Consider the following 25,157-nt stretch of genomic DNA (forward strand, 5'->3'; position numbering starts at 1 on the left):
CCTCCCTGACAGGCACGCCCACAGCCGGGCAAGGCCTTTGGAGGTGGTTCGTGGACCGCCCAGCCGAAGATGGGTCTCTGTCGGGTGTCGCAGGCAACGTTTGAACAGCGGGGTCGCGTCACCCCCCGTCGGCGCTTCGGCCAGCCTAGGGACGGCCACTCCAGCGCTGGACATGGAAGGGCCGGGCGGCTGTATTGGGGGACCATCCGCCCGGCCCACTTCAAATTATTCGGCATCGGCGGCCACCTTGTCGAGCATATTTTTCTCATCGGTAGGGGCCGTGCAGCCGATGGCGATCGATGCTCAACCGGACGCGGCCGAGGCCCTCAACGCAAGAGACCCCCGTCCGGAACGGACGGGGGTCTCTTGATTGTCTGGGAAGCGGCCTTTAGAGCTTGCCGAATTCTTCCTTGACGGGCTTGTAGCTGTTGTCATCCTGGTACTCGTAGATGCCGATGTAGGCTTCCGTCGGGTCGCCGGCGTCGGAGAACGTTACGGGGCCGGACTGGCCGTCGTAGTCGATGTCCTTGCCATTGCGGAGCAGGGTGACGCAGGAGGCGAAGTTGTTGCACTTCTCGCCGCCCTCAGAGACATCCTTGAGGTGCTTGGCGATGTCCACGCCCTTGGTGCTCTTGGCTTCCTCAGCCGCGAGTGCGATCAGGTTCACGGCGTCGTAGGACTCGCCTGCGTAGCTGTAATCCTTGAGCGCCGGATCGATCGCGAGGAGCTTCTTCTTGAAGTCATCCTTGGCGAAGGTGCCCGGGATGGTGCCCTGGGCGCCCTTCAGGGTGCCAGGCTTGAAGTCCTTGCTGTAGTCGGACATGTTGCCGTCCACCATGAAGATCTGGGTGGGCTTGACGCCCTTGCCCGTCATGAGCGGAACGATGCTCTTGGCCTGGTCAAAGGTGATCAGGGCGATGGCATCCGGCTTGGCCGCGAGGACCTTGTCCACCTGGCTGCTGAACTGGGAATCGCCTTCGTTGAAGAGCTCTTCCGCGACAACCTTGCCGCCGGCGGCCTCCACCGAGGACTTGATGTTCTTGGCGAGACCCGTGCCGTAAGCGTCGTTCAATACGATCATGCCAACGGTCTGGGCGCCACAGGTAGCCATGTAGTTGCCGAGAACCTTGCCCTGCAGGACGTCCGACGGAGCGGTACGCCAGTAGAGGCCCTTGTCATCCCAGGTGGTGAAGTCCGGCGAGGTGTTGGCCGGCGAGAACTGGATGACACCGGCGCCCGTGATCTGGTTGATCACGGTCTTGGAGACGCCCGAAGAGGCGGCACCGATGATGGCGCTGACGCCCTGGCCGAGCAAAGCGGTGGTGGACTGCGTCGCGATGTCCGTCTTGGTGTCACCGGAGTCGCGGTGGATGACCTGGACGGGCTTGCCCAGGACGCCCCCGGCGTCGTTGACTTCCTTGATGCCCAGGTTCACGCCCGCGATTTCGGGCGGGCCGAGGAAGGCCAGGGAACCGGTCGTCGGCAGCAGCGAGCCGATCTTGAGCGGGGTGTCCGTGGTGGTCGAGGACGCGGGCACGGAGCCAGCCGCGCTGGCCGAGCTGGTGGCGCCGCCGGTTGCGCTCGGGGCCGGGCACGCGATGCCTGCGGCCTGGGCGGATGCCGATCCGCTGGACGCCGGCGCGGTGGACGAACCGCCACAAGCCGTAGCCAGAAGGGCGACGCCGAGGCTAAGCACTGTGAGCTTAGCAATGCGCGGCGCCGCCTGGGGGAGTGAAGTCATAGAGAAATCTCCTCGATCTAAAGGTGTGCGAACGGCCTTTGATGCGAAAGATCAGGTGTTCCTGATTTAGATTCAAGCTAATGCAATTTCCGCCCGAACATAAGTGACTACGGTCACATCCTTATAACACTCGTTGCATAGAGGAAATCAGCCTGTGGCCAGGACGGTGTGATTGGCGCCACGGCGGGCCGGGAGGCCACTTTGGCGGCTACCACTGCCCTGGGGCGCGCGGCGTTCCCCGGGGCCGCGGACGGCAATTGTGGCGCGCGGCGCGGCAATTATGAAGTGCCCCAGCAGGGACTCGAACCCTGAACACGCGGATTTTAAGTCCGCTGCCTCTGCCAATTGGGCTACTGGGGCGCCCGCTACATGGTATCCCGCCGGAGGTTGTTCCGCCGGAGGGCCCCTAGGACGCGGCGGCCGGGGCGTCGAAGGGCTTGGCATACCGGAACGTGCCGCTGACCCCGCCCGGCCAGAGCGCCAGGGGCAGCAGCTGGAAGTGCTCGCCCCAGGACGGATCCGGTGCCTGCACGCCGAGCGACGTGGAGGGCACGAAGCCAAACCGTGCGTAGTACTCCGGGCTGCCGAGCAGTGCGATGCCCCGCTCCCCCGCAGCATTCGCCCGGTCGATGGTTTCCTTCATCAGCGCCGATCCGATTCCATGCCGCTGCAGCCGTGGCAGCACCCCGATCGGGCCGAGGCCCAGGAGCTCCAGCTCCCCCGCCCAGCCCCGGGTGCTGATGACGTGTCCCACCACCTCGCCGTCGAGCTCGGCGACGATGCTGAAGTCCGGCAGGTACTCCCCGCACTCGAAAAGCCGGGCCAGAAGCTCCACTTCTTCCGGCTCCCCCTCAACCCGCTCGCCGGTCACCGGCGAGATGGCGAACGCCGCCGCGGTCAGGGCCAGGAGCGCCGGCCGGTCCACCGGCTGTTCGCTCCGCAGCACCAGCGTGGGCGCGGGCGACGGCCCACCGCCGTTGGCGGTGCGGCTCTCGGCGGAAAGTTCGTGGAGCACCTCGAGCGCACGCTCGGCGTCGGCCACCGGGACCAACAGGTGGTCGTGGTGGAAACCGGCCAGCACATTGCAGCTGATCTTGGCCTCGGTCAGGGCGGCACTGACCGCAGCCGTCAGCCCGATGACTTCAAGCGGTGAGTGCACCTGCAGGGTGATCCACGCGGCCACGAAGTCGTACTTGAGGCCCAGGTCATCGGCATCGGCCCGCGGCAGCACCACGGTCAGCCCCTCGGCTTCACGGACCGCGGCCGCAATGTGTCCGGCCAGGGGTTTGCCGTGCGGCCACAGCGCGTAGACGTATTCGCCCTCGCGGATCACCGGCCGCATGGTCGCGAGCAGCGTGAGCAGGTCCTTTTCGGCGGGAGTCATGGGCCCAGTCTAGGCAGGTCGGCCAGCCATCCGGCCAATCCGCCCAACATTCCAGGCAGCAGCCAGCGGCGGCACCAACGACGACGGCGGCCGCTCCCCTGCGAGGGGAACGGCCGCCGTCGTCGTGCTGCTGTGCGCTACTTGGAGTTAACCGGGGCAGCTTCCTTAGCGGGTGCCTCGGCCGGCTTTTCGACAGCCGGAGCGGCCGGAGCCGCTGCGGGCTTCGGGGCGGGCGTCGCCGCGGCCACGAAGGCGCCGCGGGGGTTGTCCAGGTCCATCAGCTGGGTGGTGTCGCGGCCCAGGAAGAGCTGCCAGAACCAGCCGGAGATCACGCGGATCTTGCGCTCGACCGTCGGCATGGCCAGGCCGTGGTAACCGCGGTGCGCGAGCCAGGCGAGCGGGCCCTTGAGGCCGATGCGGCCGACCAGGTTGATGTTGGCGACGCCCTTCCATTCACCGAAGCCGGCGACGGCGCCCAGGTTCTTGTGCTTGTAGTCCTTGAGCTCCTTGTCCCAGCGGGAGGCCCACAGGTTCTTGGCGAGCCGCTTGGCCTGGCGCAGCGCGTGCTGGGCATTCGGGACGCAGGTGCCGTCCGGCAGGCCGCTGCCGGTGAGGTCCGGCACGGCCGCGATGTCGCCGGCAGCCCAGGCGTTCTCGACGATGCCTTCGTCGCCGGAGATGCGCAGGTCCGGGAGGACGCGGACACGGCCGCGGGGTTCGAGCGGGAAGTCGGTGGAGCGGACCATCGGGTTGGCCTGCACGCCGGCAGTCCAGACCAGGGTGTCGGATTCGAATTCCTGCGCCGGGGTCTTGTCCGGCAGGTTGATGAGCTTGAGCGAACCCTCGGCGCTGTCCAGCGAGGTGTTCAGCAGCACCTCGATGCCGCGGCTGCGCAGGTGCTCGACGACCCACTCGGCCTGCTTGGCCGTGACCTCGGGCATGATGCGGCCCATGGCTTCAACCAGGACGAAGCGGACTTCCTCCTGCTTGACGCGCGGGTTGTTCTTGACCGCGGCGCGGGCCAGGTCTTCCATTTCGGTGATGCACTCGATGCCGGCGAAGCCGCCGCCGACGACGACGAAAGTCAGGGCGCGGGCGCGTTCGACCGGGTCGGTCATGAGCGAACCGGTCTCGATGCGCTCAAGGACACCGTTGCGCAGGGCGACGGCTTCCTCGATCGTCTTGAGGCCGATGCCCTTCTCCGCGAGGCCCTTGATCGGGAACGTGCGGGTGATCGCACCGGCGGCCAGCACGACGTCGAAGTAGGGGATCTCGAAGTTTTCCCCGCCGTCGGTCGGTGCCACCACGGCCGTGCGGTTCTCGTGGTCGATCGAGAGGACGCGGCCCTCGATCAGTTCGGTCTGCTTCAGGTGCTGGCGGTGCGAGACCACGGCGTGACGCGCCTCGATGTTGCCGCCGGCTACCTCGGGGAGGAAGGGCTGGTAGGTCATGTAGGGCAGCGGATCAACGACGGTGACGATGCCACCGGCGTTCGCGATCTTCTTCTGCAGTTTGAGGGCTACGTACAGGCCGACGTACCCGCCGCCGACGACGAGTACCCTGGGACGGTCCTGGAGCTGAGGAGTGGATGCCATGGATCCAGAATACCGTAGTTTGTGAAAAACTTCACTAACTACTCCGGGGCTTTGGTCCTCGCGGAATCGCGCGCCTCGGCCCCCTGCTCCCCGGGTCCTGGAACGGGTCCTGGAACGGAGCCTGGAGCGGGGACGGCCCCCGCGCCCTCCTCAGGGCCCGGGTCGGCACTTGGGGCGGCGTCCGAGTCAGGGGCAGTTGCGGCGCCGGGTCCGCGTACGGCCCGCCGCAGCTGGATGGCGGCTGCGGCGATGATGCAGATGAACAGCGCGCCGAAGCCGAGCACCACCATCGCGGGGACGGCACTGTCAGCCGGTGAGGGGGCTTCCGCGACCGGGACGGTGGCCTTGGGCAGCGTGGGCGCCGCGCTCGAGGGGCTGGGCACGACGGCGGGTGCGGGCCGCACCGGGTTTCCCCGCCGGTGGACGCGGATCCAATCGGAGATCGACCCCAACGGATTGCCCGTGACTTCGGGAACGTCGGCCTTGAGGGCAGCCTCGGCGTTCAACACACCGAAGCCGTAGAGCGGGTCCTTGCCGGGAGCCCCGGCATCCTTCGCGGTGCTGACAATCCGGTTGATGACCTGGTTGGCGGACATCTCCGGCCACTTCGAGCGGATCAGGGCGGCGACGCCGGCAACGATGGGGGTCGCGCCGGACGTGCCGGCCCATTCGGCGTAGCCGCCGCCGGGCAGGCCGCCGACCAGGTCTTCGGCCGGCGCCGCCACGCCGATGCTGATGCCCTGGGACGAGGAGTCAATGCTGGCGGCGCCCTTGCGGTCCAGTCCGGCCACGGTCAGCACGCCGGGGATGGTTGCCGGGGCGCCGACCTGGATGTTGCCGCCCACCCGGTTGCCGGCGGCGGCGACAATGACCACGTCCTTCTGTTCGGCGTACAGGAACGCCGCGTCCCAGCTTTGCGGCCACTCCGGGGAGGTGCTGCCGAGCGAGATGTTGATGACGCGGGCGCCGTTGTCGACGGCCCAACGGACCGCGGCGGGAATCTGGTCCTGGTCACTCTTTCCGCCCGGATTGGCCGATCCGAGCCAGGTGGAGACGGACAGGATCTCTGCTTCGGGGGCAACGCCGACGATCCCGTCAGGGCCCACGCCGGCTGCGGCGGAGGGGCTGGCAGTGGATTTTCCCGATTTCTTGGGCTGGTGCCCGCGGCCGGCGAGCATGGTCGCCACGAGGGTGCCGTGCTCGGGTTTGGCGCCGATGCTTTTCCGCCCGTCGGCGGCGCCCGCGCCGGACACGTCCGTGCCTCCGGTCAGCACGCCCTTGAGGTCCGGATGCTTGCCGTCCACGCCGCTGTCGATGACTGCGACCTTGACGTTGGCGCCCTTGGAGACCTGCCAGGCCTTCTTGATGCCGGACTCGGTGAGCCAGTACTCCTTGTCGCGGGTGGCGTCGGCCTGCGCGGCGGGGGCCGTCGACAGCGCTCCCGCGACGCTGCCGCCGGCGAGGGCGAGGGCCATCAGCACGGAGGCGGTCCGGCGGTACCGGGCTGTTGCTCTGGTCATTCGGGTCCAATCGGCGGTATGTCTGCGGCTGCGGCGGCTCTCGGGCTGCGGCGGCGGGTGGCGGCTGGCCGGCGCCGTGGGCGGCCGGACAGGGCCGGTGGGCTCGGGCGGGCGCGGAGCTAGCTGATGCTCAGGGCAATTCCGTCAAGAATATCGTGTTCGCTCGTCACGGCCGTCGTGATCCGGCCCTCTGTGACGTCCGCCATGCGTTCCAGCACGCGCCGCCAGACGAGGCCGCCGGCGCCAATTACGTCCACCCGTCCCGGGTGCATGTAGGGCAGGGCGGCCCGCGCGTCCCGGGTCATTTCGAGCAACGAGGTGCACGCTTCGCGGACGGTGTCCAGGTCCAGTTCCGTGCCGTGGATGGCCGCCGGCGAGTACTCCGGCAGCTTCAGCGCGTGGGCGGTGATCGTGGTGACGGATCCCGCGACGCCGATGACGGCGGTGGCCTGGTCCAGCGGGACGGTCAGTGCCGCGTGGCTGATGGCGGCGTCGACGTCGGTCTCCGCCGCGGCGACCTGCTCCGCCGTGGGCGGATCGTCCTGCAGGTGCCGTTCGGTCATCCGGACGCAGCCGACGTCGACCGATTTGGCGGCGATGACGCCGTCGGCGTCGCCAAGCACGAATTCGGTGCTGCCGCCGCCCAGGTCCACCACGAGCACAGGGTCCTTGCCGCGGGACGGCAGCACGCTGCTGGCGCCGGCAAAGGACAGCGCGGCTTCCTCGTCGCCGCTGATCACTTCGGGCTCGACGCCGAGCAGCTCCCGGACTCCGTCGATGAAGACCTGCCGGTTCCGGGCGTCCCGGGTGGCCGAGGTCGCCACGAAACGGACCTTCCCGGCGCCGTGGCGGCGGATCAGTTCCGCGTAGTCGCGTGTGGCCTCGAGGGTGCGGTCCAGCGCGTCCTGGGCGAACTCCCCGGTGGCGTCGACGCCCTGGCCGAGTCGGACGACGCGCATTTCACGCACGACGTCGGTGAGTTTGGGCGAGGCGCCGCCGCCGTCCGCCACGTCGGCGATCAGGAGGCGGATGGAGTTGGTGCCGCAATCGATCGCGGCCACGCGGCTCACTGGCCGGCTCCGGCGTCGGCGGCTGCATCCTCGCCTGCGGCGTCGGCGGTGCGCGACTTCCGCACCGGGGCAGGCCGGCCAACGATTTCCGGGAGGCCCTGGGGCCCGTGCCGGCTCAGGTCCCGGGAGGGGGCTTCTCCGCCGGTGTCCCACGCGCCGTCGCAGTAGCAACGGTCCCGGGTCCACCACTCGCTGATGCCGGCGATCGCTTCGTCTCCGAGCGGGTTTACGCCGGGCCCCGCGGCGAGCGAATGCCCCACGAGGACGTGCAGGCACTTTACGCGGGTGGGCATGCCGCCGGCGGAGATCCCGTCGATCTCCGGCACGGCGCCGATGCCGGAGCGGGCGCCGATCTCTGCGCGGGACTGCAGGTACGCTTCGTGCGCGGCACGGTAGTCCGCCGCCAAGGCCTCATCGGCGCCGAGCCGGTCGTTCATCTCGTTCATCAGCCCGGCTGCTTCCAGCCGCGACACGGCCGAAGTGATGACCGGGTGGGTCAGGTAGAAGGTGGTGGGGAACGGTGTCCCGTTGCTCAGCCGCGGCGAGGTGGCCGCCACCAGCGGGTTTCCACAGACGCACCGCGCGGGGATCTCGACGACGTCGCGCACCGGCCGCCCAAGCTGGCGGCTGAGCACGTCGAGGTCGCGGGCCGACGGCTGGCGTGAATCCTCCGGCGCCGGCGTCGCGTTCTTGGGGGTCGCTTCGGTGGGGTTCCCTGACAGGGAATCGACCGCTTGGTTCTCGTCCACTGGCGCGGCACCTTCCTGCCCTGTTGGAATTACCGGCCTGCGGTAATCCGGCGGCGGGCGCCGCTCCTAGTCTGTTGCCGATCGCCTGATGGACTCCCAGAGGGAATCCACCCACGGCAGATTGGCCGGGTCTGTGGCTGTTCCTGCTGCGGCGCCGGCACCGGAGGTTGCGACAGGAAGATCGCTGCCGTAGACCCAGTAGCCGGTTTCGCCGGGCATAACCATGTTAATGCGGTCGCGTGCTTGCTGCTTCACGTAGTTCGGGTCATGCCAGCGCGAGACTTCGCGCTTGAGGTCGGCCTGCTTCGCCTGCTGCGCCGAAATGTCGGCCTGAAGCGCGGCTATCTCGGCGCGTTTTTCCAGGAAGATCCGGACCGTGGGCGCCAGCATGATGGTGATGGCAATCATCACGACGCCGAGGGCCAACAGGCGTCCGGAGAAGGCCTTGGCCGGGACGGGGTCGAGCGCCTCGGTTTGCCCGGAATGTCCGGTTTTCTGGCCCGCTCCCCCGCCGGCGGCCGGCGAGGCCGGGCTGTCCCCGCGTGCGCCGGTCTTCCCGGATCCGGTCTTCGCGGGAGCAGCGGAATGCCCTGCGGGGCTGGATTTTCCGGCGCCCGGCGCGTCAGGGGCGGCTGCTCCGGCGTTGCGTGCGGGTGCGTGGCCGGCCGGTTCGGTGCCGTGCCAGGGTCCGCCGAAGTCGGCCCTGATGAGGTCGCCGCCGTCGGCCTCCACCCGGCCGGTGGCCGAAGACTTCGGGGCCGCAGCAGCGGCCCGTGGAACCTTGGGACGGCGGGTTGCCATGTCACTCCTTCAAACAGGCCAGAACAGAGACCGGTCAAAACAGAACCGGTGGCCATGGTCATTCCACCATAGCCACCGGTATCTGGTTTTCGCGGGTACTAGCCCTTGAAACGCGGGAACGCGCTGCGTCCGGCGTAGCGTGCGGCGTCGTCGAGTTCCTCTTCGATGCGCAGCAGCTGGTTGTACTTGGCGACGCGCTCGGAGCGGGCCGGGGCACCGGTCTTGATCTGGCCCGCGTTGGTGGCAACCGCGATGTCAGCAATGGTGGTGTCCTCGGTTTCGCCGGAGCGGTGCGAGGTGATGGTCGTGTAACCGGCGCGCTGGGCGAGGGACACGGCGTCGAGCGTCTCGGTCAGCGAACCGATCTGGTTGACCTTGACCAGCAGCGAGTTGGCAGTCTTCGAGTCGATGCCGGTCTGGAGGCGCTCCGGGTTCGTGACGAACAGGTCGTCGCCCACGATCTGGACCTTGTCGCCGATCGAGTCGGTCAGCGTCTTCCAGCCGTCCCAGTCGTTCTCGTCCAGCGGATCCTCGATGGAAACCAGCGGGTAGTCGGCCACGAGTTCGGCGTAGTAGGCGCTCATCTCGGCGGAGCTGAGGGTCTTGCCTTCGAACTGGTAGGAGCCGTCCTTGAAGAACTCGGAGGAGGCGACGTCGAGGGCCAGGGCGATGTCCTTGCCCGGGGTGTAGCCGGCGTTCTTGATGGCTTCCTGGATCAGGTCCAGCGCCGCGCGGTTGGACCGCAGGTTCGGGGCGAAGCCGCCCTCGTCGCCCAGGCCGGTAGCCAGGCCCTTGGACTGCAGCACGGCCTTGAGCGCGTGGTAGACCTCGACGCCCCAGCGCAGGCCTTCAGAGAAGGTCTCGGCGCCCAGCGGGACAACCATGAATTCCTGGATGTCCACGTCGGAGTCGGCGTGCGAGCCGCCGTTGAGGATGTTCATCAGGGGCACCGGCAGCACGTGCGCGTTGGGGCCGCCCAGGTACTTGTAGAGGGGCAGGTCAGCGGAGGCGGCCGCGGCGTTGGCGACGGCGAGGGAGACGCCCAGGATCGCGTTGGCGCCCAGCTTGCTCTTGTTGGCGGTGCCGTCCAGGTCGATCATCGCCTGGTCAATGCTGCGCTGGTCGGTCGCGTCGAAGCCGATCAGGGCCGGGGCGATCTGGTCGATGACGGCGTCGACGGCCTTCTGGACGCCCTTGCCGAGGTACCGGCCCTTGTCGCCGTCGCGGAGTTCTACGGCCTCGTGCTCGCCGGTGGAGGCGCCGGAGGGAACTGCTGCGCGGCCGATCTGGCCGTCGGAGAGCAGGACTTCAACTTCTACGGTCGGGTTGCCACGTGAATCGAGGATCTCGCGGGCGTGGATGGCATCGATAAGCGCCATGGATATGCTCCTTTGGGTGAAGCGGTCTGCTGGGATTCTGACTGCTGGAAATCTAGCGGTGGATCAAGCTGGAAACCGACGTCCTCGTCGCCCCTAGCCTAGTCCAGAGTGGGCTAAGTTACGGAAAGCTATCCAGTCCCCGGACGCTGTACTCCGGTCCCGGCTCCGGCGCCGCTGCCGCCGGACTGGCTGTCCTGGAAGCGGCGGTTGGCCGCGCGGAGGGCGCGTTCGGCGTCCAGGCCCTCACGGCGGGCGGCCGCGACGATGCCAAACAGCAGTTCTCCGAGCTCCTCTTCGGTCGCCGGAGCCGTGGGCACCGGGGCGGGCGCCATCTCAGCGGGCGCTCCGGCAGCGGGGACGACGGCGGGTGTCCCGTCAGCGGGCGGCAGCACGGTGGCCAGGCCGGCGCGTTCGGCCCGGTCCAGCAGCTTCTGCGCGCGGGCCAGCGCGGGCAGCGCCGCGGGGACCCCGTCGAAGGCGTGGCCTCGGCCGGCTTTCTCGGCCTTCTTGACGGCATCCCACTTCAGCACGATCTCCTGCACCGTGGCCGGGAAGGAATCCTGCAGGGAGCCGTCGGGACGAAAGACGTGCGGATTGCGCCGGACCATCTTGTCCCGCAAGCCGCGCGCGACGTCGTCGAAGTCGAAGGCGCCGCGCTCCTCGGCGAGCCGGGCGTGCAGCACCACCTGCAGCAGGACGTCGCCGAGTTCCTCGCGCAACTCGGCGTCACCGCCGCCGGACTCGATGGTTTCGGCCACCTCGTGGGCCTCCTCGAGGAGGTATTCCACGAGGGACTCGTGGCTGAGGGCGCCCATCCAGGGGCAGTGGACGCGCAACTCGGCGATGGTTCGCAACAAGTCCCCGAGCGGCGCGTCCACCGGGTTGGAGTCCTTAGCCAAGGTCGGCGTAGGCCTCGTTGATGTATTCGACCAGGGCTTCCTTCTCCTCCAGCGGCAGGAACGCGGCTTCGGCGGCGTTCAGGGTCAGCTCGAGCAGGTCATCCAGGTCGTAGTCGAAGGTCTCGACGAGCAGTTCGAACTCATCGGTCAGGGTCACGCCGCTCATCAGCCGATTGTCCGTGTTGATCGTGACGTTGAAGCCCAGCTGGTAGAGCATGTCCACCGGGTGGCTTTCGATGCCCTCGCCGAAACCGGCAATGGCGCCGGTCTGCAGGTTGGAGGAGGGGCAGATTTCGAGGGCGATGCCGCGGTCCCGGACCCAGCTGGCAAGCTCCCCCAGCGTCACGAGGCCGATGTTGTCGTCGACTTCGTCGCTGTCCGGGTCGACGTCCGAGGCGTCGGCCTTTTCAAACTCGACGCTGACATCTTCGGCGATCCGCACGCCGTGGCCCAGGCGCAGTGCCCGGCCGTCCACCAGTGCGGACTGGATGCTCTCCAGCCCGGCGGCCTCGCCGGCGTGGATCGTGGCAGGGAAGTTGTGCTGGGCGAGGTAGGTGAAGGCGTCCTTGAAGCGGGACGGCAGGAAGCCGTCCTCGGCGCCGGCGATGTCGAAGCCGACGGCGCCCTTGTAGCGGTGGCGGACGGCGAGTTCGGCGATTTCCTGGCCGCGGTCGGCATGGCGCATGGCCGTGATCAGCTGGCCCACCTGGATCTCCCGGCCGGTCTCGGCAACGGCGTCGACGCCTGCATCGAGTCCGGCCTGGACAGCTTCAACGACGTCGTCCAGGGACAGCCCCTGCTGCAGGTGCTGCTCAGGGGCCCAGCGCACCTCGCCGTACACAACGCCGTCGTCCGCGAGGTCCTCGACGAACTCCTTGGCGACGCGGACCAGGCCTTCCTTGGTCTGCATGACGGCGATGGTGTGGTCAAACGTTTCGAGGTACCGGACCAGCGAGCCGGAGTCCGCCGACTCGCGGAACCACTCCCCCAGGGCGACCGGGTCGGTGGAGGGCAGGGTGTGGCCGACAGCTTCGGCAAGTTCAATGATGGTGGCCGGACGCAGTCCGCCGTCCAGGTGGTCGTGAAGGGAAACCTTGGGAAGGCCCTTCAGGTCGAATTCGAGGTCAGGGGCAGCGTCAAGAATAGTCTCAGTCACGTTCCAACCTTAGGGTCGGACGGCCCGGTGCGCTACTTGCGGGAAGCGCCGGATTCTTCCGACCGGGCGGCCAGCGCCGGCTCGGTCCCTGGGACCGCCGCTTCGTTAGCCGGCGCGGCCTCTTCGGCGGACGGCTCGTCGTGCCGGGCGAGGCGTTTGTGCCACCAGCGCAGTGCGTGGTCCACAGCCACGCCGAGGACAATCGCGAAGACGACGGCGATCCCGGCGCTCAGGAGCGGATTGTGGTGCAGCCAGGGGAAGGAACTGGCCAGGAGGCCGATCCCGATGGAGTAGATGACCCAGGTGACGCAGGCGAACGCGTCCAGGAGGAAGAACCTGCGGTGCGGGAATCCGGTGGTGCCGGCGACGTAGTTGACGGCCACGCGGCCCCAGGGGATGTACCGGGCGGTGAAGATCAGCACCGCGCCCCGCTTTTCAAGTTCGTAGCGGGCCCAGGCGAAGACCCGCTGGACCTTGGGCTTGCGCATCCAGCGGAACCGTTCGAGGCCGATCTTGCTTCCCAGCAGGTAGGCCATATTGTCGCCGGCGATGGCGCCGACAAGGGCGGTGAGGCCCAAAATCCACAGGTTGGGCTCTCCGCTGTGCCGGGAGTACGCCGCGAGGGCCACAATCAGCGTCTCGCTGGGGACCACCATGGCGAAGCCGTCGACGAAGAAGAACACCAGCAGGAGCGGATAGATCCACCACTGGCCGGCTGCATGGAGCACGGCTTCATTAATGAACTCCACGCGGGCTGTGCTCCTAGAAACTTCAGGGGTGGGGACGTACCCGGGACGGACAAGAGTGACGGATGAGCGGCCGCGGCACAGACGTGACGCGAATCGCACCTAAGTGTCCCACGGGCCGGCCATCCAGCGCTACGCACTGCAGCGATGATTCCGCCCATGGCGCAAGGCCCTCCCGGCGCGGGGCCTAGCCGTCGGCCGGCGGTGCGGACTGGTCCCGATCATCCGCCAGCAGTCCCCCCCGGCACCCGGCCGCGGAGCTTGCTGAGCATGAGATCGATGGCAATGCCGAGGATGATCGCGCAGATGATCGCGATGGTGGCGCCGAGCAGGTGGTTGTCTTCAAACCATTGCCCGAAGAACATGCCGATGCCCACGGAATACCCGGACCACAGCAGCGCGGACAGCACCGTCAGGCCGACGAAGCGGGATTGCGCATAGTTGGTGGCGCCGGCGGTCAGGTTGACAGCCACCCGGCCGATCGGGACAAAGCGGGCGACCATGATCAGCGAGGCGGGCCGCTTCCGGAGTTCGCCGCCGGCCCACAGGAAGGCCCGTTGCGCCCGGTACCCGCGCATCCACGCCCAGCGTCCGGTTCCGGTGGCCCGCCCGATCAAGTACGCGATGTTGTCCCCGGAGAAAGCCCCTGCGGCTGCCACGACCGCCAGCAGGAGCGGGTTGGGCACGTCCGCCGCCGCGGCAACGGCGGCCAGGCCCACCACCACCGATTCACTCGGAACCGGAGGAAAGAAGCCGTCAATCAGGCAGCAGGCGAACACGAGGAACAGGACCCAGGGTTGGCCTGCGGCGGCAAGGATGAAGTCGTTGATTGCCTGCACGGTTTCCTAACGCACGGCGGTGCCCGGTTTCTCCCGGAATTCTGTGGTGCCAGTGTACTGCCGGGTCCCGGCCCCGGTTGCTCTCTCACTCATGGTCCCTAAACCCAGGGTTTGAGGGCCACAAGTGAGAGAGCAACGGGGGGTGGGACCTAGGCGATGCGGTCGATGATGAGTTGCTGGGCCGGGCGCGAGCCCTCCGGGGCGATCACCGCGGCGTGCTCGAGTGCTTCCTTGGCACGCTCGAACTTCTCCGGGGTGTCCGTCAGCAGGGTCATCAGCGGCTCCCCGGCGCGGACCGTGGCGCCGGGCTTGGCGTGCATCCGCACACCGGCGCCGGCCTGGACCTGGTCCTCCTTGCGGGCGCGTCCGGCGCCGAGGCGCCAGGCCGCAACGCCCACGGCCATCGCGTCAAGTTCCACCAGCACGCCGTCAGCCGGCGCGTAGATGGTCTCGGATTCCTTGGCCACCGGAAGCTTGGCGCGCGGGTCGCCGCCCTGGGCCTCGATCATCCGGTTCCAAACGTCCATCGCGCGGCCGTCCTTGAGCGCGGCGCGCGGATCGGCGTCGTGCACGCCGGCGCAGGCCAGCATCTCCTCGGCCAGGCGGACGGTGAGTTCGACGACGTCCTCCGGGCCGCCGCCGGCGAGCACCTCCACGGATTCCTCGACCTCGATCGCGTTGCCCGCGGTGAGGCCCAGGGGGGTGTTCATGTTGGTCAGCAGCGCCACGGTGTTGACCCCGGCGTCCTTGCCCAGGGCCACCATGGTCTCTGCCAGTTCTCGGGCGCGCGCCTCGTCCTTCATGAACGCGCCGCTGCCCACCTTGACGTCCAGGACCAGCGATCCGGTGCCTTCGGCGATCTTCTTGCTCATGATCGAGGAGGCGATCAGCGGGATGGCCTCGACCGTCCCGGTCACGTCGCGCAGCGCGTAGAGCTTCTTGTCCGCCGGGGCCAGTCCGGTGCCGGCGGCGCAGATGAYCGCGCCCACGTCCTGCAGCTGGGCCAGCATTTCCTCGTTGCTCAGCTCCGCGCGCCAGCCGGGGATGGACTCAAGCTTGTCCAGGGTGCCGCCGGTGTGGCCCAGGCCGCGGCCCGAGAGCTGCGGGACGGCGACGCCGAAGACGGCCACCAGGGGTGCCAGCGGAAGGGTGATCTTGTCCCCCACGCCGCCGGTGGAGTGCTTGTCCGAGGTGGCCTTCATGCCGCCGTCGGGCCGGCGCAGGCTGGAGAAGTCCATCCGCTCGCCGGAGGCGATCATCGCAGCGGTCCAGCGCGAAATCTCCGCACGGTCCATCCCGTTGAGCAGGATGGCCATGTTGAGGGCGGCCATCTGCTCGTCGGCGATCGCACCGCGGGTGTAGGCGTCGATCGTCCAGTCGATTTGGGCGGCGCTGAGCACGCCCTTGTCCCGCTTGATGCGGATGATGTCGACGGCGTCGAAGGTTTCTGCGTTCTGGGTGTTGTGGGTCACCGGGTTTCCTCCAGGTGTTGGGGGCCAAATGCGTCAGGGAGCACCTGGTCCATCGTCTTGATGCCCTGCGTGGTCATGAGCTCCATGTCCGGGGCCCGGAATTCGTAAAGCAGCTGCCGGCAGCGCCCGCACGGCATCAGCACGTTGCCGTCCGCGTCGACGCAGTAGAAGGCACGGAGTGAGCCGCCGCCGGTCATGTGCAGGTTGCCCACCAGCGCGCATTCGGCGCACAGCGTGAGCCCGTAGCTGGCGTTTTCGACGTTGCAGCCGCTGACGATCCGGCCGTCCGCGGTGAGGGCTGCTGCCCCCACCGCGAACTTCGAATACGGCGCGTAGGCGTTCTTCATCGCCGCGACCGCTGCTGCCTCGAGGGCCGCCCAGTCGACGCCGGAGGCCTGGACGGAGGCCGGGGCTGTGTTGCCTGTGTTATCCGCCATGGTCAGCCCTTGACGTACGGGATGCCGCTGGCCGCCGGCGGCCGCGAACGTCCCACGAGTCCGGCGACGGCGAGCACCGTCACGAGGTACGGCAGCATTGCCATGAACTGGCTCGGAACCGGGGTGCCGATGATCGTCACGATGCTTTGCAGGTTGTCGGCGAAGCCGAACAGCAGCGCGGCGAAGAAGGCGCCGATCGGGTTCCAGCGGCCGAAGATCAGCGCGGCCAGGGCGATGAAGCCGCGGCCGCCGGAGATCTCCTTGGTGAAGCTGTCGATCGCGACCAGGGTGAAGAAGGAACCGCCGATGCCCGCGATGGCGCCGCCGAGGGTGACGTTCCAGAATCGGGTGGCGTTGACCTTGATGCCCATGGTGTCGGCGGCCTGCGGGTGTTCGCCGACGGCGCGGACGCGCAGGCCCCACTTGGTCTTGAACAGGCCCACCCAGACCACGATCACGGCGATGTACATGAGGTAGCCGATCAGGGACTGCTTGAACAGGATCGGACCGATCAGCGGGATGTCGCCCAGGACCGGGATGGTGATCGGGTCCAGGTGCGCCGGCGAGTTGAACTTGTCCTTGTCCGCCTGCATGACCGTGCTGAACAGGAAGCCAGTGACGCCGGAGACGAGGACGTTGAGCACGACGCCGACGATGATCTGGTTGACCACGTATTTGATGCTGAACAGGGCCAGGACCATGGACACGAGCGCGCCGGCGACGGCCGCCGCGAGCAGGCCCAGGAAGGGGTTGTGCGTCAGGGTGGCGATGATCGCCGCCGTGAAGGCGCCGCCCAGGAGCTGGCCTTCGATGGCGATGTTCACCACGCCCACACGTTCGCAGAGCACGCCGGAGAGGGAGCCGAACACCAGCGGCACGGCCAGGGTGACGGAGCCTGCGATCAGCCCGGCGAGGGAAATGCTGGTGGTGCGGGCGCCGCCGACCACCCAGATCAGGAACGCGGCGACGAACAGCGCAATGAAGGCGATGGTCAGCCAGGCCGGAGCCTTTTGGTTCCGGGTCTTGAGGAACACGGCGTAGCCGGCCAGGACCAGCATGATCACCGAGAGGACAATGCCGCCGAGGAAGGCCTGAACCTCCAGGGCCGGCAGCTGGAAGAAGTCGCTGCCGGTGGAGATCCCGAACTTAGCGGTCTGGTGCGGCCCCATCAATCCGAAGAAGATGAACGCCACGACAGCCAGCACCAGCAGGGTGACCGGGAGCTTCCAGGTCACGGGCTTGGCGGTCACAGCCGTCGGGTGGTGGTCGGCCGGCCGGGCTCCCCCGTCGACGGGGGCAGGCTGCGGCTTCCCCGGCTGGGGCGACGTTGCTGTTGTGCTCATGCTGCTACTCCGGTGGTTGCTGCCGTCTTGGACTTGGTGGCCTTGGCGGCCTTCTTTTTGCGCGGGTTCAGGCCGAACACCGCCCGCACCAGCGGCGGCGCGGCGATGAACAGCACGATCAGCGACTGGACCACCAGCACAATGTCGATCGGGGTTCCGGTCTGGATCTGCATCTGGACTGCGCCGGCGCGGAAGGCACCGAAGAGCAGGCCCGCGGCGAAGGTGCCCCACGGCGTCGAGCGTCCCAGCAGCGCAACCGTGATGGCGTCGAAGCCGTAGGTGGCGGCGACGCCATCGGTGAGGACCTTTTCGGTGCCGGCTACCTGGGCGACGCCGGACATGCCGGCCAGGGCACCCGCGATGGCCATCACCAGGATGGTGGCGCGCGGAACGTTGATGCCGGCGGTCAGGGCGGCCTTGGGGTTGGCGCCGACGGCCCGGAATTCGAAGCCGATCGTAGAGCGGTTCAGTACCCACCAGACGAAGACGGTCGCGGCGATCGCCAGCAGGAAGCCCAGGTGCAGCCGGTACTGGGTGCCGAGGATCTGCGGGTAGACGGCGCTGGGGTCCAGGATCGGCGAAATCGGGTTCGTTTCGCCGGGCCGCTGGAACGCCGGGGTGTTGAGCAGGTAGCGCAGGAAATACAGCGCGATGTAGTTGAACATGATCGTCAGGATCACTTCGTGGGCGCCGGTGCGGGCCTTGAGGAAGCCGACCAGCCCGGCCCAGAGGGCGCCGCCGACGATGCCTGCCACGAGGACCAGCAGCAGGTGCAGGCCCATCGGCAGGTGCAGCGCGAAGCCGACCCATGAGGCGAGGATGCCGGCCATGATGATCTGGCCCTGCGCACCGATGTTGAAGAGGCCGGCGCGGAAGGCCAGGGCGACGCCGAGGCCCGCGGTGATCAGCGGGGTGGCGATGGTGAGGGTTTCCATCAGCGGGGCGAACTGCCCGGCCGCGCCGCTGCCGCGCGGGTTGAACACGGAGCCCTGGAAGAGGGCCACGTAGGAGCGGGTCGCGGCGGACCAGACGGCGGTGAAGAAGTCGCTGGGGCGGGCGAAGAGGTAGCCCGCGCTGGCGCTGACGTCCTTGTCCGTGCTGGCGATCAGCAGGCCGCCGAGGATCAGGGCGAGCAGGACGGCCAGTACGGAGACCATGCCGCTTCCGGTGAAGATCTTGCGCAGCAGGGAATCGGGGCCGCCGGGGACGACGCCGCTTTGGCCGGAGACCGGGACGGCGGAGGGGCGCATCGCTCCGCCTGCGGTGTCGAGCGAGGTGGCGGTGGCGGCGTCGGCGGTTTCGGCGGTTTCGGCGGCTTCGACGTCGGAGGTCTTCGGCGTTTCCGTTGCCGGGGCTGCCGCCGGCTCCTGGGTTGCCGGCGTTTCCGCCGGATCCGCTTCAGCCGCGTGGCGGGGCCGGTTGGTTTCAGTCATGGAGCTCTCCTACGGCGCCGGAGGTGGACTCCTGCGCGTGCTGGGCGGCGGGCGCCKGGGCAGCGTCCGCGGTTGCCGGGGTCTTGGTGGTGTCGGCGTGGGCCTCGTCGGGTGACAGGCCGGCCATCATGAGGCCCAGGACGTCACGTCCCGTGCCGGCCGGCACGATGCCCACCAGCCTGCCCTTGTAGAGCACGGCGATCCGGTCTGCCAGCTCGATCACTTCGTCGAGTTCGGTGGAGACGATCATCACGGGCGTGCCGTGGTCGCGTTCCGCGACGATCCGCTTGTGCAGGAACTCGATGGAACCCACGTCCACGCCGCGGGTGGGCTGGGACGCGATGAAGAGGCGCAGCGGTCGCGAGAGCTCGCGGGCCATGACCACCTTCTGCTGGTTGCCGCCGGACAGGGTGCCCGCGGCGAGCGAGCCGGAAGGGGTGCGTACGTCGAACTCGTCGATCCTGGTCTTGGCATTTTCCAGCACCTTCGCGGGGCTCATGCTGATGCCCTTGGCAAACGGTTCCTGGTCGTAGCGGTCCAGGATCAGGTTCTCGGCGATCGAGAAGGTTCCGATCAGGCCGTCCACCGAGCGGTCCTCGGGCACGAAGCCGACGCCGGCTTTGAGCACGTCCTTGACGCTGCGGCCGAGGAGTTCCTCGCCGTCGAGCAGGATGGAGCCGTGGACCCGGTCCTGCAGGCCGAGGATGGCCTCGGTCAGCTCGGTCTGGCCGTTGCCCTGGACGCCGGCGACGGCGAGGATCTCGCCGCGGGCGATGTCGAAGCTGATGCCGTCCACGACGTGCTGGCCGCTGGGCGCGATCACGGTGAGGTCCTTGACCTGGAACGTGGTTTCCTGCGGCTTGGCCGGTGCCTTGTCCAGGGTGAGGTTGACGGCGCGGCCCACCATCATCGAGGCGAGTTCCGTCGTCGAAGCCGTGGGGCTGGCCGTGCCGACGACCTTGCCGCGGCGGATCACCGTGATGGTGTCAGAGACGGCCTTGACCTCGCGCAGCTTGTGCGAGATGAAGACGATCGAGGTGCCGTGGCTCTTGAGCTGGCGCATGATGTCCAGCAGCTCATCGGTGTCCTGCGGGGTCAGCACTGCGGTGGGCTCGTCCAGGATGAGCACCTTTGCGTCCCGGACCAGGGCCTTGATGATTTCCACGCGCTGCTGGACGCCTACCGGCAGGTCCTCGATCAGGGCGTCGGGGTCGACGTCGAAGCCGTAGCGGTCGGAGATCTCGCGGATCTTCCGGCGGGTGTCATCGAGGTTGAGGAAGCCCCCGGCCTTGGTGGCTTCCGCCCCGAGGGCCACGTTTTCGGCGACCGTGAAGACCGGGACCAGCATGAAGTGCTGGTGCACCATGCCGATTCCGGCGGCCATGGCATCCCCCGGGCCGCGGAAGCTGACGGGTTTGTCATCGATGAGGATTTCGCCCTCGGTGGGTTCGTAGAGCCCGTAGAGCACGTTCATCAGCGTGGACTTGCCGGCGCCGTTCTCGCCAAGCAGACAGTGGATCTGCCCGGGTTCAACCACCACGTCAATGTGGTCGTTGGCTACCAGGGAGCCGAAGCGTTTAGTGATCCCCTTGAGTTCAAGTTTCAAAACTCTGACCAATCTCGAAGTGTGTCCGGGTCAGGGCCCGGAGCCGGTGATGGGGCTGCAGAACCAGCCTAGTGCCTGCGCCAGCGTGGCAGGCGGGGCCGCCGCAACGAAAAGCGCCACAGCCCGTCCGGTCTGGGACCGTCCGGGCCGTGGCGCTTGGCGGCGGAAGTTAAGCCTTCGGGCTCGCTGCGGATTCGACCTTCAGCTTGCCGTCGGCGATGTCCTTCTTGATCTGGTCAAGCTCGGTCTTGAGCTCGGCCGGAACCTGGGACTCCATGTCGTGGAACGGAGCCAGCTGCACGCCGTCGTTCGCGAGGGTGCCGACGTACGGCGTGTTGGAGAACTTGCCGTCCTTGTCTTCCTTCACGACGGTCTCAACGGCCTCGCCCATCTGCTTCATCACGGAGGAGAGCATGATGTCCTTGTAATCCGGGGCGGTCAGGAAGCCGTCGGAGTCAACCCAGATGAGCTTGACGTCCTTGCCGGCCGCCTTCGCTTCCTTCAGGGCTGCGCCTGCACCCTTGCCGACCGGACCGGCGACGGGCATGACGATGTCCGCACCCTGGTCCAGGAAGTTCTGGGTGAACTGCTTGCCCTTGTCCTGCTTCTCGAAGTCACCGGTGAAGGAGCCGTCCTGCTTGGCCTTGTCCCAGCCAAGAACCTTGACGTTCTTGCCCTTCTTTTCGTTGTAGTACTTCACGCCGTCGGCGTAGCCGTCCATGAAGATGGTGACGGTGGGGATCTTGATGCCGCCGAAGGTTGCAACGGTGCCGGTCTTGGTGGTGCCGGCTGCGAGGTAACCGGCCAGGAAGGCTGCCTGGGCCGTGTCGTAGATGATCGGCTTGACGTTGGCGATCGGCTTGTCGTAGCCGAAGTCAATGATCGCGAAGTGCTTGTCCGGGTTCGCCGTGGCCTGGGCCTTGGTGGCGTCTCCGAGCAGGAAGCCGACCGTGATGGTCAGGTTGCAGCCTGCGGTGACCATGGCGCGCAGGTTCGGCTCGAAGTCGTTGTTGGTCTTGGACTCGACCTGGTTGACCTTGATGCCGAGGTCCTTTTCGGTCTTCTTCAGACCCTCGTAGGAGGACTGGTTGAAGGACTGGTCATCGAATCCACCGGAGTCGGACACGATGCAGCCCGTGTAGTTGCTGGCGCTTGCGCTGGCGGTGCTGCTGGCGGTCGGGGCAGCCCCGCAACCGGTGAGCATCAGGGCGGCTGCACCTGCGGTGGCGACGCCGGCCATTGAACCGCGCTTGAAAGTTGCGCGCAGTGAGTTCTTCAAAGTTCCTCCAGGAAGAAAGAGATAGGCGCTACGACGGGAGTTCAATGAGTGTCTGCTTCCGGTTTTCCCCCGAAACACTGTTGTCACTGACGGATTCGCAGCACTGCGCCGAGGCGCACTGATGGAAGCTACTTTAGTGTCATGGAACACGTCGAGTAACACACTTCACAGCCGTTTCCCAGATTGTTGAGAACTTGTTACCAACCGCTGCTCCCTGCCTGCCTGAGCGCGCACGTAAGGCCCCGAAATCAGAGAAATCGGGGCCTTACGGGCAGCTTCGCGCTATGTATTCGAGGGCAGGTTAGATGCGGACGAGCATCTTTCCGGTGTTGGCGCCGTCCAGCAGGTCCATGAAGGCCTGCGGGGCGTTCTCCAGGCCGTCAACCACGGTCTCGTCGTAGCGGATGGTGCCATCTGCCAGCCAGCCGGACACGGCCTCGACAAATTCGCCCATGTGCTGCCAGTAGCCGCCGACCAGGAAGCCCTTGAGCGTCAGTTGCTTGCCGATGGCCTGCATGAGGTTCCTCGGTGCGGGGGTGGGTTCGGTTGAGTTGTACTGGGAAATGGCGCCGCACATCGCCACCCGGCCGCCTACCGTGAGCGCCGACAGGGCAGCTTCGAGGTGTTCGCCGCCGACGTTGTCGAAGTAGACGTCGATGCCGCGCTCCCCCGCCGCCTGCTGCAGCAGCTCACGAACCGGGCCGTCGTGGTAGTTGAATGCGGCGTCGAAGCCCAGGTCCAGCAGGCGTGCGACCTTCTCCGGGGTGCCGGCGCTGCCGATAACCCGCGAGGCGCCCATGGCCTTGGCAATCTGGCCCACCAGCGAACCCACGGCACCGGCCGCGCCGGAGACGAAGACGACCTCGCCGGGCTTGAACTCGGCAACCTTGAGCAGCCCGGCCCAGGCGGTGAGGCCGGTCATGCCGAGTGCGCCGAGGAAGGCCGACGCCGGCGCCAGGTCGGTGCGGATGGGCGAGGTCGCGGCGGCGTCGAGGACGGCGTATTCGCGCCAGCCCAGGGAGTGCACGACGGCGTCGCCCACCTTGCGGTCCGCCGAGCGGCTCGCAATGACTTCACCGACGGCCCCGCCCTCCATGGCACGGTCCAGCTCGAAAGGTGCGGAGTAGGACTTGACGTCGTTCATCCGGCCGCGCATGTAGGGGTCTACGGAGATGAACTGGTTGCGGACCAGGACCTGGCCCTCCTGCAGCTCGGGCAGCGGCGACTCGGCGAGCTGGAAGTTCTCCGGCACGGGCCGGCCGTGCGGCCGGGAGGCGAGCCGGATTTCGCGGGTGGCTGCGGGCAGGGTGGTGTTCTCGGTGTGGGTGCTCATGCGGCGACCTCCAGGATCTTGATGTCTACGGTGATGTTGCCTCGGGTGGCATTGGAGTAGGGGCAGACCTCGTGGGCCTTGGCCACGAGCGACTCGGCGGTTTCGCGGTCCACGGCGGGCAGGGCGATTTCGAGTTCCGCGGCGATGCCATAGCCGTTGCCGCCGTCCAGTGCGCCCAGGTGGATCCGGGCGGCGACGGCGGAATCCGTGAGGTCCGCCTTCTGCTGGCGGCCGACGAGCCGCAGCGCCGAGTGGAAGCAGGCGGCGTAGCCGGCGGCAAAGAGCTGCTCCGGGTTGGTTCCTTCCCCGTTGCCACCCAGTTCAACCGGGCTGGCCAGGGTGACGTTGAGTTTGCCGTCACTGGTCTGGGCGTTGCCGTCGCGCCCTTCGCCGGAGGCCAGTGCCTCGGCCGTGTAGAGGGTCTTCATGGGGTTTCCAATCTGTTGGGGGTCGGGGAAGTTCGTGGGGCGGGCGCGGCGCTCAGCGCCCAGCGTGCAACGCAGCGGTGAGCCGGGCCAGTGTCTCGCGGAGCTGGTCGAGTTCCGCGGCGGAAAGTCCGGCGGCGTCCGCGAGCCGCTGCGGAATTCCGGCGGCGCGGGCGCTGAGTGCGGCGCCCGCTTCGGTGAGGAAGACCTCGACGCGCCGTTCGTCCTCGGCGGACCGCCGTCGTTCCACGAATCCTAGCGATTCCAGCCGCTTCAGCAGCGGCGAGAGCGTGCCCGAGTCCAGTCCGAGTTCCTCGCCCAGTTCGCGGACGCTGCGGGGCTGGTCCTCCCAGAGCACCATCATCACGAGGTACTGCGGGTAGGTCAGCCCGAGTTCGTCCAGCATGGGGCGGTAGGCGGCCGTGGCGGCACGGGACGCCGAATACATGGCGAAGCACACCTGCCGGTCGAGGCGGGGGGCCTCAAGCCTGGGCGCATCGGGCCGGGCGTCGTTGAGGGGATCGGTTTTTGCCACTCCAAAAGCGTAGCCCACAATTCAATTGTGTACAACCTAATGCGACGACCGCGGTGACCGCGCGGACTTTCCCCACGTTCGACGTCGTCGTGCGGCGTGTCCGTGGGATCCGACGGCGCGTCGCGGCGCCGGGGCGGCAAAGGTGGGGAGATTCGGCGGTGGGGGGAGGCGCCGCTGCTACTGCTCGAGGTCGCGGAGGGTGCGCAGAGCCGCTGCCGTGAGGACGCGGATGCCCAGGCCCAGCGCGCGTTCGTCCAGGATGTAGTCGCCGCGGTGCAGGTCGTACTCCTCGCCGCCGGGTGTCTTCGTACCCAGCCGCATCATCGCTCCGGGCAGGTCGGCCAGGAACCAGGCGAAGTCCTCGCCGCCCATGGATTGCGGCGTCAGCACCACGGAGCTCTCGCCGATTTCGGCGCGGGCCGAGGCCTCGATCAGTGCAGTTTCGTGCTCCGAGTTCACCACCGGCGGGACGCCGCGGGTGTGCTCCAGGTGCACGTCCACGCCGTAGGGCGCCGCGATCTGCTGCACCACCTCGTCGAGGATCTCCCCCGCGCTGTGCCAGGCGTCGCGGTCCAGGCAGCGCATCGTGCCGGCCATGTAGCCGCTGGCGGGGATGGCGTTCGGCGCCGAGCCGGCCGAGATATGTCCCCAGACCACGGACACGCCGCTGCGCACGTCGACCCGGCGGGAGAGCACGGCCGGGACGTTGACGGCGATCTGGGCCAGGGCGAAGACGAGTTCCTCGGTCAGGTGCGGGCGGGAGGTGTGTCCGCCGCGGCCGGTCAGTTCGATCTTGATGGTGTCCGAGGCCGAGGTGATGGCGCCGATCCGGGTGCCGATCTTGCCGACCTCGATCCGGGGGTCGCAGTGCAGCGCCAGGATCCGCGGCACCCCCTCCAGCACGCCCTGCTCGATGCAGGCGTGCGCGCCGCCGGGCATGGTCTCCTCGGCCGGCTGGAAGATGATCCGGACGGTGCCGCCCAGCGGCGAGGACTCATGCATCCGCTGCAGGACCAGCGCGATGCCCAGCATCGTGGTGGTGTGCACGTCGTGGCCGCAGGCGTGCGTCACGCCATGGTTCTTGGACGCGAACGGCAGTCCGGTCTCTTCGATGATGGGCAGGGCATCGATGTCGCCGCGGAGCGCGGTGGCGATGGGACCTTCGCCCACATCAACGGTGAGCCCGGTGCCCTCGAGGCGGCGCGGCTGCAGTCCGGCGGCCTCGAGCCGCTGGGCCAGCTTGTCCGTGGTGCGGAACTCCTTGAAGGACAGCTCGGGGTGCGCGTGCAGGTCACGGCGGAAGGCGATCAGCTCCGGCAGGAGTGGCTCCAGCCACGGCCCGACCAGGGTGGTTGGCTCAGCTTCAGTAGTGTAATTGCGCACACAATCACTCTAGCGAGAGTCAGATGAATAGC

Annotated in this window: 22 protein-coding genes and 1 tRNA gene; all 23 read right to left on the minus strand. The window is 67.9% G+C overall.

Annotated features, from left to right (window positions below):
- Positions 1-388: 388 nt before the first annotated feature.
- On the minus strand, positions 389-1,741 hold the full coding sequence (locus AC1DK9_RS09735) for an ABC transporter substrate-binding protein (protein ID WP_476915786.1): 1,353 nt from the start codon (positions 1,739-1,741) through the stop codon (positions 389-391).
- Positions 1,742-2,027: 286 nt separating this feature from the next.
- Positions 2,028-2,101, minus strand: a tRNA-Leu gene (locus AC1DK9_RS09740).
- Positions 2,102-2,147: 46 nt separating this feature from the next.
- Positions 2,148-3,125 (minus strand): N-acetyltransferase, encoded by a 978-nt coding sequence (locus AC1DK9_RS09745; RefSeq protein WP_476915787.1) that lies wholly within the window; start codon positions 3,123-3,125, stop codon positions 2,148-2,150.
- Positions 3,126-3,262: 137 nt separating this feature from the next.
- Positions 3,263-4,720, minus strand: coding sequence for an NAD(P)/FAD-dependent oxidoreductase (locus tag AC1DK9_RS09750; RefSeq protein ID WP_476915788.1), 1,458 nt, complete (start codon positions 4,718-4,720; stop codon positions 3,263-3,265).
- A gap of 38 nt (positions 4,721-4,758) precedes the next feature.
- Entirely contained in the window at positions 4,759-6,240 is a 1,482-nt protein-coding gene (locus AC1DK9_RS09755) for a S8 family serine peptidase (RefSeq protein WP_476915789.1), read from the minus strand.
- A gap of 119 nt (positions 6,241-6,359) precedes the next feature.
- Entirely contained in the window at positions 6,360-7,310 is a 951-nt protein-coding gene (locus AC1DK9_RS09760) for a Ppx/GppA phosphatase family protein (RefSeq protein ID WP_476915790.1), read from the minus strand.
- Positions 7,307-8,032 carry a DUF501 domain-containing protein gene (locus AC1DK9_RS09765; protein WP_476861909.1) on the minus strand — a complete coding sequence of 242 codons (726 nt, stop codon included), beginning with the start codon at positions 8,030-8,032 and terminating at the stop codon, positions 7,307-7,309. Before AC1DK9_RS09765 ends, AC1DK9_RS09760 begins: the two co-directional genes overlap by 4 nt.
- A 93-nt stretch (positions 8,033-8,125) precedes the next feature.
- Positions 8,126-8,860: an FtsB family cell division protein gene (locus tag AC1DK9_RS09770; protein WP_476915791.1), complete on the minus strand. Its 735-nt coding sequence runs from the start codon at positions 8,858-8,860 to the stop codon at positions 8,126-8,128.
- 98 nt (positions 8,861-8,958) lie between these two features.
- The gene (eno, locus tag AC1DK9_RS09775) at positions 8,959-10,239 is read right to left on the minus strand and encodes a phosphopyruvate hydratase (protein WP_476915792.1); all 1,281 of its coding nucleotides are present in this window, start codon (positions 10,237-10,239) and stop codon (positions 8,959-8,961) included.
- Positions 10,240-10,367: 128 nt separating this feature from the next.
- Positions 10,368-11,054, minus strand: a complete 687-nt coding sequence (locus tag AC1DK9_RS09780; RefSeq protein ID WP_476915834.1) for a MazG nucleotide pyrophosphohydrolase domain-containing protein — start codon at positions 11,052-11,054, stop codon at positions 10,368-10,370.
- A 76-nt stretch (positions 11,055-11,130) separates the two neighbouring features.
- Positions 11,131-12,294 carry an adenosine deaminase gene (locus AC1DK9_RS09785; RefSeq protein ID WP_476915793.1) on the minus strand — a complete coding sequence of 388 codons (1,164 nt, stop codon included), beginning with the start codon at positions 12,292-12,294 and terminating at the stop codon, positions 11,131-11,133.
- A 32-nt stretch (positions 12,295-12,326) separates the two neighbouring features.
- On the minus strand, positions 12,327-13,043 hold the full coding sequence (locus AC1DK9_RS09790) for a DedA family protein (RefSeq protein WP_476915794.1): 717 nt from the start codon (positions 13,041-13,043) through the stop codon (positions 12,327-12,329).
- Between the two features lie 218 nt (positions 13,044-13,261).
- Positions 13,262-13,879, minus strand: a complete 618-nt coding sequence (locus AC1DK9_RS09795) for a DedA family protein (protein WP_476915795.1) — start codon at positions 13,877-13,879, stop codon at positions 13,262-13,264.
- A gap of 149 nt (positions 13,880-14,028) precedes the next feature.
- Complete coding sequence (locus AC1DK9_RS09800; protein WP_476915796.1) at positions 14,029-15,351, minus strand: thymidine phosphorylase; 1,323 nt, start codon at positions 15,349-15,351, stop codon at positions 14,029-14,031.
- Positions 15,348-15,788, minus strand: a complete 441-nt coding sequence (locus AC1DK9_RS09805) for a cytidine deaminase (protein WP_476861841.1) — start codon at positions 15,786-15,788, stop codon at positions 15,348-15,350. Before AC1DK9_RS09805 ends, AC1DK9_RS09800 begins: the two co-directional genes overlap by 4 nt.
- A 2-nt stretch (positions 15,789-15,790) precedes the next feature.
- Complete coding sequence (locus tag AC1DK9_RS09810; protein ID WP_476915797.1) at positions 15,791-17,131, minus strand: ABC transporter permease; 1,341 nt, start codon at positions 17,129-17,131, stop codon at positions 15,791-15,793.
- The gene (locus AC1DK9_RS09815) at positions 17,128-18,564 is read right to left on the minus strand and encodes an ABC transporter permease (protein WP_476915798.1); all 1,437 of its coding nucleotides are present in this window, start codon (positions 18,562-18,564) and stop codon (positions 17,128-17,130) included. Before AC1DK9_RS09815 ends, AC1DK9_RS09810 begins: the two co-directional genes overlap by 4 nt.
- Positions 18,557-20,170 carry an ABC transporter ATP-binding protein gene (locus AC1DK9_RS09820; protein WP_476915799.1) on the minus strand — a complete coding sequence of 538 codons (1,614 nt, stop codon included), beginning with the start codon at positions 20,168-20,170 and terminating at the stop codon, positions 18,557-18,559. The genes AC1DK9_RS09815 and AC1DK9_RS09820 overlap by 8 nt, the downstream gene beginning before the upstream one ends.
- Before the next feature lie 169 nt (positions 20,171-20,339).
- Positions 20,340-21,449, minus strand: a complete 1,110-nt coding sequence (locus AC1DK9_RS09825) for a BMP family lipoprotein (RefSeq protein ID WP_476861845.1) — start codon at positions 21,447-21,449, stop codon at positions 20,340-20,342.
- Between the two features lie 301 nt (positions 21,450-21,750).
- On the minus strand, positions 21,751-22,782 hold the full coding sequence (locus tag AC1DK9_RS09830; RefSeq protein WP_476861846.1) for an NADP-dependent oxidoreductase: 1,032 nt from the start codon (positions 22,780-22,782) through the stop codon (positions 21,751-21,753).
- Positions 22,779-23,210, minus strand: coding sequence for an organic hydroperoxide resistance protein (locus tag AC1DK9_RS09835; RefSeq protein ID WP_476915800.1), 432 nt, complete (start codon positions 23,208-23,210; stop codon positions 22,779-22,781). The genes AC1DK9_RS09830 and AC1DK9_RS09835 overlap by 4 nt, the downstream gene beginning before the upstream one ends.
- Positions 23,211-23,262: 52 nt before the next feature.
- Entirely contained in the window at positions 23,263-23,655 is a 393-nt protein-coding gene (locus AC1DK9_RS09840; protein WP_476861911.1) for a MarR family winged helix-turn-helix transcriptional regulator, read from the minus strand.
- Between the two features lie 264 nt (positions 23,656-23,919).
- A complete protein-coding gene (locus AC1DK9_RS09845) occupies positions 23,920-25,125 on the minus strand; it encodes an amidohydrolase (RefSeq protein ID WP_476915801.1) in 1,206 nt (401 codons plus the stop codon).
- Positions 25,126-25,157: the final 32 nt, after the last annotated feature.

The sequence above is a fragment of the Arthrobacter sp. 01T414 genome, from assembly GCF_056398965.1.